12 protein-coding genes are annotated in these 14,919 nt (G+C 67.8%); 3 read left to right on the forward strand and 9 right to left on the reverse strand.

The window, feature by feature from the left end:
- Positions 1-30: 30 nt before the first annotated feature.
- From IAE24_RS03445 to rsmA, 3 genes are all read left to right on the forward strand, one after another.
- Positions 31-2,466 carry an LPS-assembly protein LptD gene (locus IAE24_RS03445; protein ID WP_199958572.1) on the forward strand — a complete coding sequence of 812 codons (2,436 nt, stop codon included), beginning with the start codon at positions 31-33 and terminating at the stop codon, positions 2,464-2,466.
- Between the two features lie 41 nt (positions 2,467-2,507).
- A complete protein-coding gene (locus tag IAE24_RS03450) occupies positions 2,508-3,935 on the forward strand; it encodes a peptidylprolyl isomerase (protein WP_013804794.1) in 1,428 nt (475 codons plus the stop codon).
- A 76-nt stretch (positions 3,936-4,011) separates the two neighbouring features.
- Complete coding sequence (gene rsmA / locus IAE24_RS03455; protein WP_071953983.1) at positions 4,012-4,779, forward strand: 16S rRNA (adenine(1518)-N(6)/adenine(1519)-N(6))-dimethyltransferase RsmA; 768 nt, start codon at positions 4,012-4,014, stop codon at positions 4,777-4,779.
- A gap of 80 nt (positions 4,780-4,859) precedes the next feature.
- On the opposite strand, the gene IAE24_RS03460 is transcribed toward rsmA, so the two are convergent.
- The 9 genes from IAE24_RS03460 to IAE24_RS03500 form a co-directional block, all read right to left on the reverse strand.
- Positions 4,860-5,285 (reverse strand): barstar family protein, encoded by a 426-nt coding sequence (locus tag IAE24_RS03460; protein WP_013804792.1) that lies wholly within the window; start codon positions 5,283-5,285, stop codon positions 4,860-4,862.
- 149 nt (positions 5,286-5,434) lie between these two features.
- Positions 5,435-5,854 carry a ribonuclease domain-containing protein gene (locus IAE24_RS03465; protein WP_013804791.1) on the reverse strand — a complete coding sequence of 140 codons (420 nt, stop codon included), beginning with the start codon at positions 5,852-5,854 and terminating at the stop codon, positions 5,435-5,437.
- A 310-nt stretch (positions 5,855-6,164) separates the two neighbouring features.
- Entirely contained in the window at positions 6,165-8,474 is a 2,310-nt protein-coding gene (locus IAE24_RS03470) for an NADP-dependent malic enzyme (RefSeq protein ID WP_012207827.1), read from the reverse strand.
- A 208-nt stretch (positions 8,475-8,682) separates the two neighbouring features.
- Complete coding sequence (locus IAE24_RS03475; RefSeq protein WP_199958571.1) at positions 8,683-10,149, reverse strand: M81 family metallopeptidase; 1,467 nt, start codon at positions 10,147-10,149, stop codon at positions 8,683-8,685.
- Positions 10,146-11,441, reverse strand: a complete 1,296-nt coding sequence (locus IAE24_RS03480) for a Zn-dependent hydrolase (protein WP_043820692.1) — start codon at positions 11,439-11,441, stop codon at positions 10,146-10,148. The genes IAE24_RS03475 and IAE24_RS03480 overlap by 4 nt, the downstream gene beginning before the upstream one ends.
- A gap of 32 nt (positions 11,442-11,473) precedes the next feature.
- A complete protein-coding gene (locus tag IAE24_RS03485) occupies positions 11,474-12,184 on the reverse strand; it encodes an ABC transporter ATP-binding protein (RefSeq protein ID WP_013804788.1) in 711 nt (236 codons plus the stop codon).
- The gene (locus IAE24_RS03490) at positions 12,181-12,960 is read right to left on the reverse strand and encodes an ABC transporter ATP-binding protein (RefSeq protein WP_043820693.1); all 780 of its coding nucleotides are present in this window, start codon (positions 12,958-12,960) and stop codon (positions 12,181-12,183) included. Before IAE24_RS03490 ends, IAE24_RS03485 begins: the two co-directional genes overlap by 4 nt.
- Positions 12,957-13,949, reverse strand: a complete 993-nt coding sequence (locus IAE24_RS03495) for a branched-chain amino acid ABC transporter permease (protein ID WP_170962116.1) — start codon at positions 13,947-13,949, stop codon at positions 12,957-12,959. Before IAE24_RS03495 ends, IAE24_RS03490 begins: the two co-directional genes overlap by 4 nt.
- Before the next feature lie 5 nt (positions 13,950-13,954).
- Complete coding sequence (locus tag IAE24_RS03500; RefSeq protein ID WP_012207821.1) at positions 13,955-14,815, reverse strand: branched-chain amino acid ABC transporter permease; 861 nt, start codon at positions 14,813-14,815, stop codon at positions 13,955-13,957.
- Positions 14,816-14,919: the final 104 nt, after the last annotated feature.

The following is a 14,919-nucleotide window of genomic DNA, read 5'->3' on the forward strand; positions in this document are numbered from 1 at the left end:
GCCTTTGTCCACCCGCCGCTGTTGACCACCGTGTACCTCCGACCGCCGCTCCCCGATCCGCTGGCTGCCCGCGCGCCCGCGCGCCCCGCTGTACGCCCGCTGGCCTGGCTTGTGGCTCTCGCATGGGCCGGTGGCTCGACGATGGCCCAGGCCCAGCCCGCTGCAGCCGACGAAGGCCGGCTGCAGCAAGTCCGCCCGCTGCGCCCCAGCACGCTGATGCAGGAAACCTATCCCGAGGCAGTGCGCTCCCAGCAGCCCGTCTATGTGCGCGGTGACGCGCTCAGCGGCCAGCCAGACATCAACTCGGTGGTCGAGGGCAATGCCGAACTGCGCCGTGGCGACACCATGATCCGCGCCGACCGGCTCGAGTACCAGGTGCCCGACGACCGCGTCAATGCCTCGGGCGCGGTGCACATCAACCAGGCCGGCAATGTCTACGAGGGCTCGCAGCTGGACTTGGAGGTCGATGCCTTCAAGGGCTTTTTCGACAACGCCGGATATCGCTTCCTGGCCAATGGCGCCTACGGCAAATCCTCGCGCGTGGACTTCATCGACCGCGACCATGCCGTGGTCCACGATGCCACCTACACCACCTGCCAGCGCGACGACGAAGCCAGCTGGGAGCCGGCCTGGATGCTGCGCGCCCGGACCCTGCACATCGATATGGCCGAGGAAGTAGGCGTGGCCGAGGGCGCGGCCCTGCAGTTCAAGGGCGTGACCGTGCTGCCCGTGCCGCGCATGAGCTTTCCGCTGTCGGACAAGCGCAAGTCGGGCCTGCTGCCTCCCACCATGGGCCTGGACAAGCTCAGCGGCATCGAATACACGCAGCCCTACTACTGGAACCTTGCGCCCAACCGCGACATGACCCTGTATCCCTCGGTCATGAGCAAGCGCGGCGTCAACCTGGGCGCCCAGTTCCGCTACCTGGAGCCGACCTATTCGGGCGAGGCCTATGCGGCCTACATGCCCGGCGACCGCCAGCGCGACCGGGACCGCTGGGCCTACTCGCTGCAGCACCGGGGCGTCATCGACTCGCCCATCGGTGGCCTGGGGTTGAACATGAACCTCAACCGCGTCAGCGACGACAACTACTGGCGCGACTTCCCGCTGGCCGCGAAATCGCTGCGCGAGCGCCTGCTGCCCAACGATGTGAACCTGTCCTGGGCACGTGGCGACAATGTGCTGACCCTGCGCACCCTGTACTGGCAGACCATGCAGGATGCATCGGCGCCCATTGCCCCGCCCTACGGCATGAAGCCGCAGCTGCAATGGCGCTACACGCCGCTGGACCTGCCGCATGGCCTGGACTTCAGCTTTGTGGCCGACACCACGCGCTTCGAGATCGACAAGCCCCTGGCCGGCATGACCTACAACAACGGCCAGCGCAGCTACATGCTGGCCCAGGTGAGCCGCCCCTTCCTGTCGCCGGGCGCCTTCATCACGCCCAGGATCCAGTTGCACACCAGCAACTACCAGGTGGACAGCCTGATGAGCAACGGCAGCCGCAACGCCTCGCGTACGCTGCCTACGTTCAGCGTGGACAGCGGCCTGGTGTTCGAGCGCGACACCACGCTGTTCGGCCGCCAGCTGCAGCAGACCTTCGAGCCGCGCGCCTTCTACACCTATACGCCCTACCGCGACCAGAGCTTTCTGCCGCTGTACGACACGGGGCGCAACGACTTCAATTTTGCCAGCATCTATGCTGAGAACGACTACAACGGCCAGGACCGCATTGCCGACAACCACCTGCTGACCCTGGGCGCGACCACGCGCCTGATCGACGGGACCACGGGTGCGGAAAAGGCGCGCTTCGGCATTGCGCAGCGCGTGCGTTTCTCCGACCAGAAGGTCATCCTGCCCGGCGAGGTGCCGGCCACCAGCCGCCTGTCCGACGTGCTGCTGGGTGCGGCCATCAACTGGACCGATGCCTGGTCCACCGAAGGCACGACCCAGTACAACCGCGACCTCAACCGCTCGGTGCGTACCACCTTTGGTGCGCGCTACAGCCCCAGCTCCTACCGCACGGTGAACGTGGCCTACCGTACCCAGTACGACACCGTGGCGCGTACCGACGCCAGCAAGCTGGTCGATGTGGGCTGGCAATGGCCCATCAACGACCTGTGGGGCGACAAGGGGCGCGACCTGGGCGCCGGCCGTGGCCAGGGCGGCGGGCGCTGGTACACGGTGGGCCGGTTGAACTACAGCCTGAAGGACCGCAAGCTCGTCGATACCGTGGTCGGGCTGGAGTACGACGGCTGCTGCTGGATTGGCCGCGTGGTGCTGGAGCGCCTGCAAAGCTCCATCACCCAGTCCAACACCCGGCTGTTGTTCCAGATCGAGTTCGTCGGCTTCTCGCGGCTGAGCCTGGGTGCAGACCCGCAGCGCAGCCTCAAGCAGAATGTGCCGCGCTACCAGTACCTGCGCGAGTCCGTGACGCCTCCCAGCCGCTTCACCAACTACGATTAGAGCCAACGCTCCAAACACGCTTTTTGCAAGGCATCTCTCCCATGCGTTTTCTTTCCCAGACCCATTGCTGCGCAGCTGCCGCTGTGGCGCTGGCCTTGCTGGCCACCACAGCCCAGGCGCAAGGCCTGCGTGTTCCGGGCCAGTCCAGGGCGCCCCAGGCCGGCGATGCCTCCGTCTCGCGTGCGCTGGACGCCACCAACCTGCCCTCGTCGCGCGATCGCGGCGCCAAGGCAGGCGTGCGCTCGGCCGATTACATCGTCGCCGTGGTCAACTCCGAACCGGTGACCAACAACGAAGTGCGTGCCCGCATGGCGCGCGTGGCGCAGAACATTGCCGAGCAGGGTGGCCAGATGCCGCCCGAGGCGCTGCTGGCCCGCGAGGTGCTCGAGCGCCTGATCGTCGAAAAGGCCCAGCTGCAGGAAGCCAAGGACACGGGCCTGCGCGTGGATGACTACGCCGTGGACCAGGCGCTGACCAATGTGGCGCGGCAAAACGGCCTGGACAAGGCTGGCCTGCAGTCCCGCCTGCGGGCAGAAGGCGTGAACGAAAAGCAGTTCCGCGAAGAGCTGCGCCGCCAGATCACGCTGCAACGTCTGCGCGAGCGCGATGTGGACGGCCGCGTGCGCGTCACCGATGCCGATATCGATCGCTACCTGGCTGAGCAGCGCAGTGGCGGTGCCGACAAGGCACCGGCCGCCGTGAACCTGGGCCACATCCTGATTTCCGTGCCCGAGAACGCCAGCCCCGCCGAAGTGGCCGAGCGCGAGGCCCGCGCCAAGCAGGCCGCCGAGGCCGCCCGCACGCAAGGCGACTTCCTGGCCGTGGTCAAGGAGTTCTCCGATGTGCCCGACGGCCAGGGCGGCGGCGCCATGGGCATGCGCCCGCTGGACCGCTATCCCGAGCTGTTCACCAAGGCCGTGGGCCAGACGGCGCAGGGCGGCATCGTCGGCCCCTTCCGTTCGGGTGCGGGCTTTCACGTGCTCAAGGTGCTGGAGAAGTCGCAGGCCGGCATGCCGTCCGTGGTCACGCAAAACCATGCGCGCCACATCCTGCTGCGCATTGGCGACCAGATGACCGAGGCCGATGCCGCCAAGCGCCTGGCCGACTACAAGCGCCGCGTGGACAGTGGCCAGGCCAGCTTCGAATCGCTGGCCCGCGAGTTCTCGCAGGACGGCAGCGCGCGCAACGGCGGCGACCTGGGCTGGGCCTCGCCCGGCCAGTTCGTGCCCGAGTTCGAGCAGGTGCTCAATGCGCTGCAGCCCGGCCAGGTCAGCGACCCGCTGGTCTCGCGCTTCGGTGTGCACCTGATCCAGCTCATCGAACGCCGCCAGGCTGCGCTGACGCCCCGCGAGCAGCGCGACATGGTGCGCAACGTGGTGCGCGAGCGCAAGCTCGAAACCGACTACCAGACCTGGCTCCAGGAGCTGCGTGGCCGCGCCTACGTCGAGTACCGCGAGCCTCCGCAATAAGACACCCCCCGAGCAGCTGCGGCTGCGGCAGTCCACAATGGAAGGCGGTGCCATGGCGCACCGCCTTGCTTTTTCTATGAAACACATTCCTCGCAAACGCTTCGGCCAGAACTTCCTGACCGATGACGGCATCATCGACGGCATCGTGAGCGCCATCGACCCCCGGCCGGGCCAGTCCATGGTCGAGATCGGGCCGGGCCTGATGGCCCTGACCCAGCCCCTGGTCGAACGCCTGGGCCGGCTCACCGTGATCGAGCTGGACCGCGACCTGGCCGTGCGCCTGCGCCTGCACGAGCAGCTCGACGTGGTCGAGTCCGACGTGCTCAAGGTGGACTTCCGTGCCATTGCCGCGCGCCTGGGCGTGCCCAAGCTGCGCATTGCGGGCAACCTGCCCTACAACATCTCCAGCCCCATCCTCTTTCACCTGCTCGAGCAGGTGGACGTGGTCGAGGACCAGCATTTCATGCTGCAAAAGGAGGTCATCGACCGCATGGTGGCGTCGCCCTCCACGGCCGCCTATGGGCGGCTGACGGTCATGCTGCAGTGGCGCTATGCGATGGAGAGCGTGCTGTACGTGCCGCCCGAGAGCTTCAATCCGCCGCCCAAGGTGGACAGCGCCGTCGTGCGCATGGTCCCGCGCGAGGCGCCGGCGACCCTGGACGCGAAGCTGCTGGAGGAGATGGTGCAGGTGGCCTTCAGCCAGCGGCGCAAGATCCTGCGCAACACGCTGGGGCGCTGGCTGGAAGCCAAGGGCTTTGACGGGGAATTCGACCTGCAGCGCCGCGCCGAGGAAGTGCCGGTGTCCGAATACGAGGCACTCGCCGCCCGGTTCACGCGCGCCTAGGCACAGGCGGCGCCCAGCGACTGCAGAGCCGACAGCACCCGATTGGGCGCTGTCGGCTCTGGGCCATCAATGTCCTGCGCTTACAGGAACGAGTAGAAGCAGCGGAACGGAATCTTGCGCTCGGCCCAGTACTCGGCCGCGTCGCGGAAGCTGTCCAGCAGCTGCTCGCGCACTTCCTTGTCGAACTTGGGCGTGGTCGGGATCTGGTCGAGCACGAGCACAAAGCCCGGCTGCGGGCCGGCCTTGTGGATGGGGTCGGTCAGGCAGTCGTAGAGCGCGTCGAAGTTCTTGCCGAAATGCGCAGGGAAGAAGAACTGCGTGGCCAGCAGTTCCAGGATATCGGCCTTGGTCTGCGCATGGGCCAGGTTGGCATACAGAAAATGGCACCCCAGCGTCTCGGCCGCCTGTTGCAGATCCTCCACCCTGTAGGCGCGGATGGACTGCACGATGTTGGCGCGCACGTTCCGCAAAGGGGTGTCGGGGATCTTACGAAGTGGTGCATCCATCTCCGTGGCTCTTTCTCTAACGTGGATGTGGCCTGCGGGGACGGGCTCATGGCCTTCGGCATCCCTGGGCTGTGGATGAAATGCAGACCCCTGCCAGCGCACTGCGTCGGACACGGAGGGTCGAACTGGCTGTAGAGACTGGGTCGAGGTCATTCGATGATCTTGCGAAAGCTGCTGTAGTGGTCGCTGGTGTAGTAGCAGGCATCGGGCTGCTGGGGCTCTCCGCCGCAGACGATGCGGCGGGCTCCACGGTCACGCGAACCGGGCGTGCGCACCGTGTACTCACGGTAATAGCCACGCGACTGGCGCGGCAGGATGCGCTCGCGGTTGCCGAACACCGTGCCGTCCTTGTCGTGGGCAAAAGGCCCGCCGCGCAGGATCAGCGTATACGTGGAACGGCCTTCGCGCGGCAACTCGGACAGGGCGACGGTGGCCACGGCCGCCGTCGTCTCCACGCTCTCGGGCGCCGAGCGGCGCGCATCAGCGAGCGAGGGCGACAGCACAAAGGCGGCCCCGACGATGAGCGCTAGACCGGACTGGTACGCCTTGGCGGCGGCTGCCTTCAGCATCAACTACACCTTTCAGAAATCCAGGGAAGCCCTGAAATCTCGACCCGCTAGTGTGACGGAACACCCCTCAAAATGCAAGTTCTGCCCAAAAAACAGGCAGCTTGACCAAGGAAATGTCTGGGGATTGAACAGTGAGAAGGCAACTCTGCGCCTGAGTTGCCTGCTATTCAATGCAAATGCCGCCCGTTGTCAAAAAAAGCGCGCGCGGCCAAAACGAGGGACACCGAGCAAGGGCCGCCCCGCAGCGAGGGTGTCGTCCCCCTCCCGCGAAGCGAGAGAGGGGGAAGCGGCGAAGCCGCTCAGGGGGTGCTTACCGATTAGCGTTAGCGTCCGCCACCGTCAGCGCCGTCATGTTGACGATGCGGCGCACCGTCGTGCTCGGCGTGAGGATGTGCACGGGACGGGCGGCGCCCAGCAGCACGGGGCCGATGGCAATGCCGCCGCCAGCGGCCTGCTTGAGCAGGTTGTAGCTGATGTTGGCCGCGTCGATGTTGGGCATGACCAGCAGGTTGGCATTGCCCAGCAGCGTGCTGTTGGGCATGAGCTGGGCGCGGGCCTTGCCGTCCAGGGCCACGTCGCCGTGCATCTCGCCGTCCACTTCCAGCCACGGTGCCTGCTCGCGCAGCAGCTCCAGGGTCTGGCGCATCTTGACGGCGCTGGGCTGGTTGCTAGAGCCGTAGTTGGAGTGCGACAGCAGGGCGGCCTTGGGCTTGACGCCGAAACGCATCATTTCCTCGGCGGCCATGATGGTGATCTCGGCCAGCTGCTCGGCCGTGGGGTCGTAGTTGACGTGGGTGTCCACCAGGAAGACCTGGCGGTCGGGCAGCAGCAGGCCGTTCATGCAGGCATAGGTCTGCACGCCGGCGCGGCGGCCGATCACCTGGTCCACATACTGCAGGTGGTGCGATGTCTGGCCCCAGGTGCCGGTGATCAGGCCATCGACTTCGCCCTTGTGCAGCAGCATGGAGCCGATCAGGGTCAGGCGGCGGCGCATCTCGATCCGGGCGATGGGCACGGTGATGCCCTTGCGCTCGGTCATGCGGTGGTAGGTCTGCCAGAAGTCGCGGTAGCGCTCGTCGTGCTCGACGTTGACCACGTCGTAGTCCGTGCCTTCCTTCAGGCGCAGGCCGAATTTCTCGATGCGCTGGGCAATGATGGCCGGGCGGCCGATCAGCGTGGGGCGCGCAATGCGCTCGTCCACCACGATCTGCGTGGCGCGCAGGATGCGCTCTTCCTCACCCTCGGCGTAGGCCACGCGCTTCTTGGCGGCCTTCTTGGCCGCGGCGAACAGCGGCTTCATCATCGTGCCCGAGGCGTAGACGAAGGTCTGCAGGTGGGCGCGGTAGGCATCCATGTCCTGGATCGGGCGCTGGGCCACGCCGCACTCGGCGGCAGCCTGGGCCACGGCCGATGCGATCTTCATCATCAGGCGCGGATCGAAGGGCTTGGGGATCAGGTACTCAGGGCCGAAAGTCAGCTGCTCGCCCACGTAGGCGGCCGCCACTTCCTCGCTCTGCTCGGCCTGGGCCAGCTCGGCGATGGCGTGGACGGTGGCGATTTCCATCTCGGTGGTGATGGTGGTCGCGCCGCAGTCCAGGGCACCGCGGAAGATGTACGGGAAGCACAGGACGTTGTTGACCTGGTTGGGGTAGTCCGAGCGGCCCGTGGCGATGATGGCGTCGCTGCGCACGGCCTTCACGTCTTCGGGAATGATCTCGGGGTTGGGGTTGGCCAGCGCGAAGATCACCGGACGCGCGGCCATCTTGACCACCATGTCCTGCTTGAGCACGCCGCCAGCGGACAGGCCCAGGAAGACGTCGGCGCCTTCGATGACCTGGCCCAGCGTGCGCAGCTCGGTGGCGCGCGCGAACTGGGCCTTGTCCTCGTCCATCAGCTCGGTGCGGCCCTCGTAGACCACGCCGGCCAGGTCGGTGACGAACACGTTCTCGCGGCGCAGGCCGACCTTGAGCAGCAGGTTCAGGCAGGCCAGGGCAGCGGCGCCCGCGCCCGAGGCCACGAGACGGACCTCCTCGATCTTCTTGCCGGCCACCTTGAGCGCGTTGACCATGGCCGCTGCCACGGTGATGGCCGTGCCGTGCTGGTCATCGTGGAAGACGGGGATCTTCAGGCGGCGGCGCAGCTCGCGCTCCACGAAGAAGCACTCGGGTGCCTTGATGTCTTCCAGGTTGATGGCGCCGAAGGTGGGCTCCAGCGCGGCGATCACATCGACCAGCTTTTGCGGGTCCTTCTCGTTGATCTCGATGTCGAAGACGTCCACGCCCGCGAACTTCTTGAACAGGACGGCCTTGCCTTCCATCACCGGCTTGGAGGCCAGCGCGCCGATGTCGCCCAGGCCCAGCACGGCGGTGCCGTTGGAGATCACGGCCACCAGGTTGCCGCGCGCCGTGTACTTGAAGGCGGCAGCCGGGTCCTTGACGATCTCTTCGCAGGGCGCTGCCACGCCGGGCGAGTAGGCCAGGGCCAGGTCATGCTGGTTGGCCATGGGCTTGGTCGGCACGATGGTCAACTTGCCGGGCTTGGGAAACTCGTGGTATTCGAGTGCGGCACGGCGCAGCTGGGCACGTTTATCGGAAGGGGTCGGGGCCGTGTTGTCGGACATCAAGCGTCTCCAGCGAAGGCATGGCCAACGCACGCGCGGATCAGCCCGCGTGCCGTCGGCCGAGGTAGGGGGGAACCGATTGTAGGCCGACAGGCAATAGCCGGGCCCTGCTGTGAAACTGTTGTGATGCCTGGTTGCCCAATGCCCCGCAGCGGCGGCGGTCTTTGCTTGCGCGCCGCCGCAAAGCCGGGCAATCACCTGGCATCCATCAGATGGCGTCCAGCGGAAACACCGGGCGGCTGACCCGGGCGAACGGAAAGCGCGAATAGTCCGAGGTGGTCACGCCGGGGCTGTCGCATTCGACCAGGCCGGCCGACAGCGGCACGAAGACGGGCCGGCAGTACATGCGCGACTTGAGCAGCACGAAGCGAAAGCGCGTCGGGTCGATGCGCACGCAGTGGAACACGCCCAGGTCCCAGGGCTCGTGCGTCTGCTCGGTGATCACGATCTGCGCTGCGCCCGTGTCCAGGCAGACCGTGCGGCCCATGTGGCAGCGCTGGCCCGTGTAGATGGGGCCGCTGACCGTGTAGGCGCCGTCGCTGACGGCACGCACCGTGCCGCGCAGCCGCAGCGGCTGCTTGTGCAGGCCTATGCCTTCGAGCGATACCTTGTTGCCCAGCGCGATCTCCACCTCGGCGCCTTCGCCCGCCGCCGTGAGCGAGGCAACCGCTTCGGGGTCGCACAGCGGGCCTACGGCAATGCCTGACAGGCCCAGCTCCAGCGCGGTCTGCAGCACGTCCATGGTGTCGCAGGTGCCGCCGGACATGCAGTTGTCGCCGTGGTCGAGCAGCAGCACGGGGCGGTCGGCGCCTTCGGCCAGGGTTTGGGCGCGGCGCAGCGAATCGGCCAGCGGCTCGCTGCGGTAGATGAAGTCGGCGCGCCGCTGCCAGATCCGGGCGGCCAGCGCGTCCACGCTCGCCTGGGTGGCCGCGCGCTCCTCGGTGCGACAGGTGGCGACCACGCTCACGCAGGGCGCGGCGATGTCGGCCAGCGAGAAGCCGCCGAACACCGAGACCGCGGGCAGGCCCTCCGCTTCCAGGGCGCGCGCTGCGTTCACGGCGTCCAGCATGGGACCGTCCAGCGTGGTGCTGCGCAGCGTGTGGCTCATCAGGGGCAGGCGGTGCCAGCACACGGCGTAGCGCGCGCGGCCGGCCAGCATGTCCAGCAGCAGGCGGCCCGCGTGCTCGCCGGTCTCGTACATGTCGATGTGCGGATAGGTCTTGAAGCCGACCATCACATCGGCATTGCCCACCATTTTTTCGGTGATGTTGCCGTGCAGGTCCAGCGCCACGCCAACGGGCACGCCGGGCGCGGCGGCGCGCACGCGTTCGAGCAGGTCGCCTTCGCCGTCGGCGCTGTTCTCGGCCACCATGGCGCCGTGCAGGTCCAGCAAGATGGCATCGCAGCCCGGCGCGGCCGCCACGATGCGGTGCGTGAGTTCGTCGTAGGCGGCCGCATGCACGGGGCCGCTGGGATTGGAGGTGGCCGACACGGGCGTGACCAGGGTGGCGCCCGCCGCCTCGGCCAGGTCGATGAAGGCGGCCATGGCCGTGCGCATGCCCTTGTTGGCCGAATAGGCGGCCTCGCCATAGGTGGGCGCAAACGCCTCGATGGGCGTGGGCACGGGTGAGAAGGTATTGGTCTCGTGGTTGAGCCGGGCAATCAGGATCTTCATGCCGGCACCCCGCCGTCCGCTGCCTGCACCACGCCCGCGGCCGCCAGCATGGCGCGCAGCAGCACGTTGCAGCCGGCCTCCAGGTGGGCGGGCTCGGCGTCCTCGATCTCGTTGTGGCTGATGCCGTCGGCGCAGGGCACGAAGATCATGGCGGCAGGCGCCACGCGGGCCAGGTAGACGGCATCGTGGCCCGCGCCGCTGACCACGTCCATGGCGCTGTAGCCCAGGTCGGCGGCATTGGTGCGCACGGCCTCCACCAGGTGCGGCGTGAAGGGCTGGGGCGGGAAGTAGACGACCTGCTCCACGCCAATGGTCACGCCACGCGCGGCGGCAATGCGCTCGCAGGCCGCGCGCAGTGCGGCATCCATGTCCAGCAACTGGCCGTCGTCCGGCGCGCGCAGGTCCACGCTGAGCTTGACGCCGCCCGGGATCACGTTGCGCGAGTTGGGAAACACCTCCAGCGATCCCACGGTGCCGCGCGCATGCGGCAGGCGGTCCAGGGCGATGCGGTTGACCTCGGCCACGATGCAGCTGGCGGCCAGCAGTGCGTCGTGGCGCAGCTCCATGGGTGTGGGGCCGGCATGGGCCTCCATGCCCTGCACGCTGACGTCGTACCAGCGCTGGCCCAGCGCGGCGCTGACCACGCCGATCACGCGTTCATGGTTTTCCAGCACCGGGCCCTGCTCGATATGGGCTTCGAAATACGCGCCCACCGCAGGCGCCGGGCCGGCCGGCCCGGCATAGCCGATGGCGCGCAGCGCCTCGTCCACGCTCACGCCCTGGGCATCGCGCTGGGCCAGCGCATGCTCCAGCGTGAAGGCATTGACGAACACGCCCGAGCCCATCATCACGGGCACGAAGCGCGAGCCTTCCTCGTTGGTCCACACGGCCACCTCCATCGGGGCACGCGTGCGCACGCCGCCGTCGTTGAGCGTGCGCAGCACCTCCAGCCCGGCCAGCACGCCGTAGTTGCCGTCGAACTTGCCGCCCGTGGGCTGGGTGTCGATGTGGCTGCCCGTCATCACGGGCGGCAGCGCATCATCCAGGCCCGCGCGCCGCGCGAAGATGTTGCCGATGGCATCGACGCGGATGCTGCAGCCGGCCTCGCGCGCCCACTGCACGAAGAGATCGCGCCCCTGGCGGTCCAGGTCCGTCAGCGCCAGGCGGCACACGCCGCCCTTGGGTGTGGCGCCTATGCGCGCCAGGTCCATCAGCGATTGCCACAGGCGGGCGCCGTCGGTGCGCAGCCCGGCCGCAACGGCGGTGGCTGCAAGAGGGGTACTGAGATCCATGAATGACTCCTGGGAATGCGAAAAGCGGTGGATCAGGCGATCCCTACACCGAGATACCGGTCCTTGATGGCGTCATCGGCCAGGAAAGCGGCATTGCCTGCCTCGTGCGCAATCGCACCCTGTTCGATGATGTAGTGGCGGTCGGCCAGCTGGGTGCAGACCTCCAGGTTCTGCTCCACCAGCAAGATCGCCACGCCAGCGGCCTTGATGGTCTTGAGCTGGGCCACGATCTCCTCCACGATCACGGGCGCCAGGCCCTCGACGGGCTCGTCCAGCATGAGCAGGCGCGGCGCGTTCATCAGGGCGCGGCCTATGGCCAGCATCTGCTGCTCGCCGCCCGACAGCTGCCCGCCGCCGTTGCCGCGCCGCTCCTTGAGGCGCGGGAAGATGCGGTAGATGTCGGCCAGCTGCCAGGGGGAGCGTTTGCGCTGGCCCAGCAGCAGGTTCTCCTCCACCGTGAGCAGCTTGAAGATGCCGCGGTGCTCTGGCACCAGGCAGATGCCGCGCTGGGCCACCTGGTGTGTGGCCAGCCGGTGCACGGGTTCACCGCCGAAGCGGATCTGCCCCTGCGAGGGCTGCATCACCCCCGCGATGGACTTGAGCGTGGTGGTCTTGCCCGCGCCGTTGCGGCCCAGCAGCGTGACCAGCTCGCCGTCCTGCACCTGCAGCGACACGCCCTGCAGCACATGGCTCTTGCCGTAGTGGGCGTGTATGCCCTCGACCGAAAGCAGGGGACCGCTCATGCCTTTCCTCCCGTGATCATGTTGCCCAGATAGGCGCTGCGCACGCGCTCGTCGGCGCGGATCTCGTGGGGCAGTCCTTCGGCCAGCACGCGGCCTTGCTGCATGACGGTGATGGTGTCGGAGATGTCCATGACGATGTTCATGTTGTGCTCGATGAGCACCACGGTGTGCTCGTCCCTGAGGCCCTGGATCAGGCGCTTCATCTCGTCCAGGTCGTCGATGCCCATGCCCGAGGTCGGCTCGTCCAGGAAGATGGCCTTGGGCCGTGCGGCCAGGGCCATGCCCACCTCCAGCCGCCGCTGCTGGCCGTGCGAGAGGTTGCCGGCCGGCGTGTCCGCGTGGCGCTCCAGGCCCAGGCGCGACAGCACGCTGGCCACGGTGTCGGCCATGGAGCGCGCGCCCACGGGCGCGTTCCAGCAGTCCAGGGCCCTGGCGGGGGCCACGCCCTGCGCGGCCAGGCGCAGGTTCTCGCGCACGGGCAGGGTCAGGAACAGGCTGGTGACCTGAAAGGACCGTGCCATGCCACGGCGCACGCGGCGGTGGTCGGGCTCGCGCGTCACGTCGTGGCCGTCGAAGACGATGCGCCCGCCGCTCACGCTCTTGGTGCCCGTGAGCATGTGGAACAGCGTGGTCTTGCCCGCGCCGTTGGGGCCGATCACCGAGTGCACGGTGTGGGCGCGGACCTTGAGGTCCACGCCGCCCAGGGCGACGAACTTGTCATAGCGCTTCTCGACGCCCACGGCCTCGAGCAGGATGGGAGATGCTGCGGCGCTCATGCCTGGCCTCCTTTGGTTTCTGCAGCGGCCGCCTCGGCATCCGCCGGCCCTTTGCGTCGCACCAGGGCCCACAGGCTCTCGCCCAGGCCCCACAGGCCGCGCTGCAGGCCCAGGCTCACGATCATCAGCACCACGCCCAGCAGCAGCAGCCAGCGCGGCCACAGGGTGGACAGCCAGTCGCCCAGCAGCACATAGAAGGCCGCGCCCAGCACCGAGGCCAGCAGGTTGCCCGTGCCGCCGATCACGGTCATCACCAGGATCATTTCGCTGGTGTGGTACTCGGCGTTGGACAGCGGGGCGATGCCCGTCATCATGGCGTGCAGCGCGCCGGCCAGGCCCGTGACCGCGCCCGAGATCACGAAGGCCTGCAGCTTCAGCAGCCTCAGGTCGTAGCCCACGGCGGCGGCGCGTTCCTCGTTGTCACGCACGGCCAGCAGGGTGCGGCCGAACATGGAGTCGCAGACGCGGCGCAGCAGCCAGAACACCACCAGAAAGAGCACGGCCACAAAGCCGTAGTACTGCCAGGGCGTGGCCAGCGGCCACAGCGTCTGGCCGGCCACCGCGAGGGCGGGGCGGGGCACATCGAGCAGGCCGTTGTCGCCGCCGGTGATGTCCGTGGCCGAGTAGGCCAGAAAATAGAACATCTGCGCAAACGCCAGGGTGAGCATCACGAAGTAGGTGCCGCGCTGGCGTATGGCCACCCAGCCGACGATGGCCGCGCCCACGGCGCCCATGGCCGTGGCGGCCAGCAGGGCCAGCGGCATGGGCAGGGGCCAGCGCGTCAGCAGCAGGGCGATGGTGTAGCTGCCCAGGCCGAAGAAAATGCCCTGCCCGAAGGACAGCAGCCCCGTGTAGCCCAGCAGCAGATTGCAGCCCATGGCCGCAAGGCCGAAGATCAGCACTTCGCTGGCCAGCGAGCCCGACTGCATGCACAGCGGCATGGCCACCACGATGGCCAGCGCGAGAAGGAGATGGGAATGCCTGGTCATGGTCTTCATCCTTTGCGGCCCAGAAGGCCATGGGGTCGCAGCAGCAGCACCGCGGCCATGGCCACGTAGATCATCAGGCGCGCGCCCTCGGGCCACAGCGTGCTCATCACGCTTTGCACGATGCCGATCAGCAGGCCGCCGACCAGGGCGCCGCCGAAGCTGCCCAGCCCGCCCACGACCACGATCACGAAGGCCACGCCCAGCGCCTCCACACCCATGAAGGGCTCGGCGCCGCGTATGGGCGCAGCCAGCACGCCGGCCAGCGCCGCCGTGGCCGCGCCCAGCGCGAACACCAGGCTGAAGATGCGCAGCACGTTCACGCCCAGCAGGGACACCATCTCGGTCGATTCGCTGCCCGCGCGCACCGCACTGCCCAGCCGCGTGCCCTCCAGCAGCCACCACAGCAGCACGGCCAGCACGGCCGTGAAGCCGATCACGAACAGCCGGTACTTGGGATAGACGAAGCTGCCCCACATCACCACGCCCTGCAGCAGATCGGGCACGGCCACGCTGTCGCCCAGCGGGCCCCATTGCACGATCACCAGCTCCTGCACCACCAGGGCCAGGCCCACGGTGACGATGATGTGGAACTCATGCGCCTTGGCATACACATGGCGCAGCATGAGCTTTTCCACCAGCCAGCCCAGCGCGCCCACGGCCAGCGGCACCACGACCAGGGACAGCCAGAAACTCATGCCCCAGCGCGTCATCTGGTAGCAGAAATAGGCGCCCAGCAGGTAGAAGGCACCGTGCGCGAAATTCACGAAACGCAGCAGGCCGAAAACGATGGACAGGCCCACGGCCAACAGGAAATACAGCATGCCTATGCCGATCCCGTTGATGGTCTGAAGCAGATAGATGCTCATACAGGGTCCGAAACGATGGACGAAGGAGGCGCCGTGGCGGCCTTGATGCGCGGTTCGCCATGAAACTGGCGAGGCCCAGGCGAGGGGCACCGAGCAAGGGCCGC

This window comes from Delftia sp. S65 (genome assembly GCF_016516495.1).
Lineage (GTDB): Bacteria > Pseudomonadota > Gammaproteobacteria > Burkholderiales > Burkholderiaceae_C > Comamonas > Comamonas acidovorans.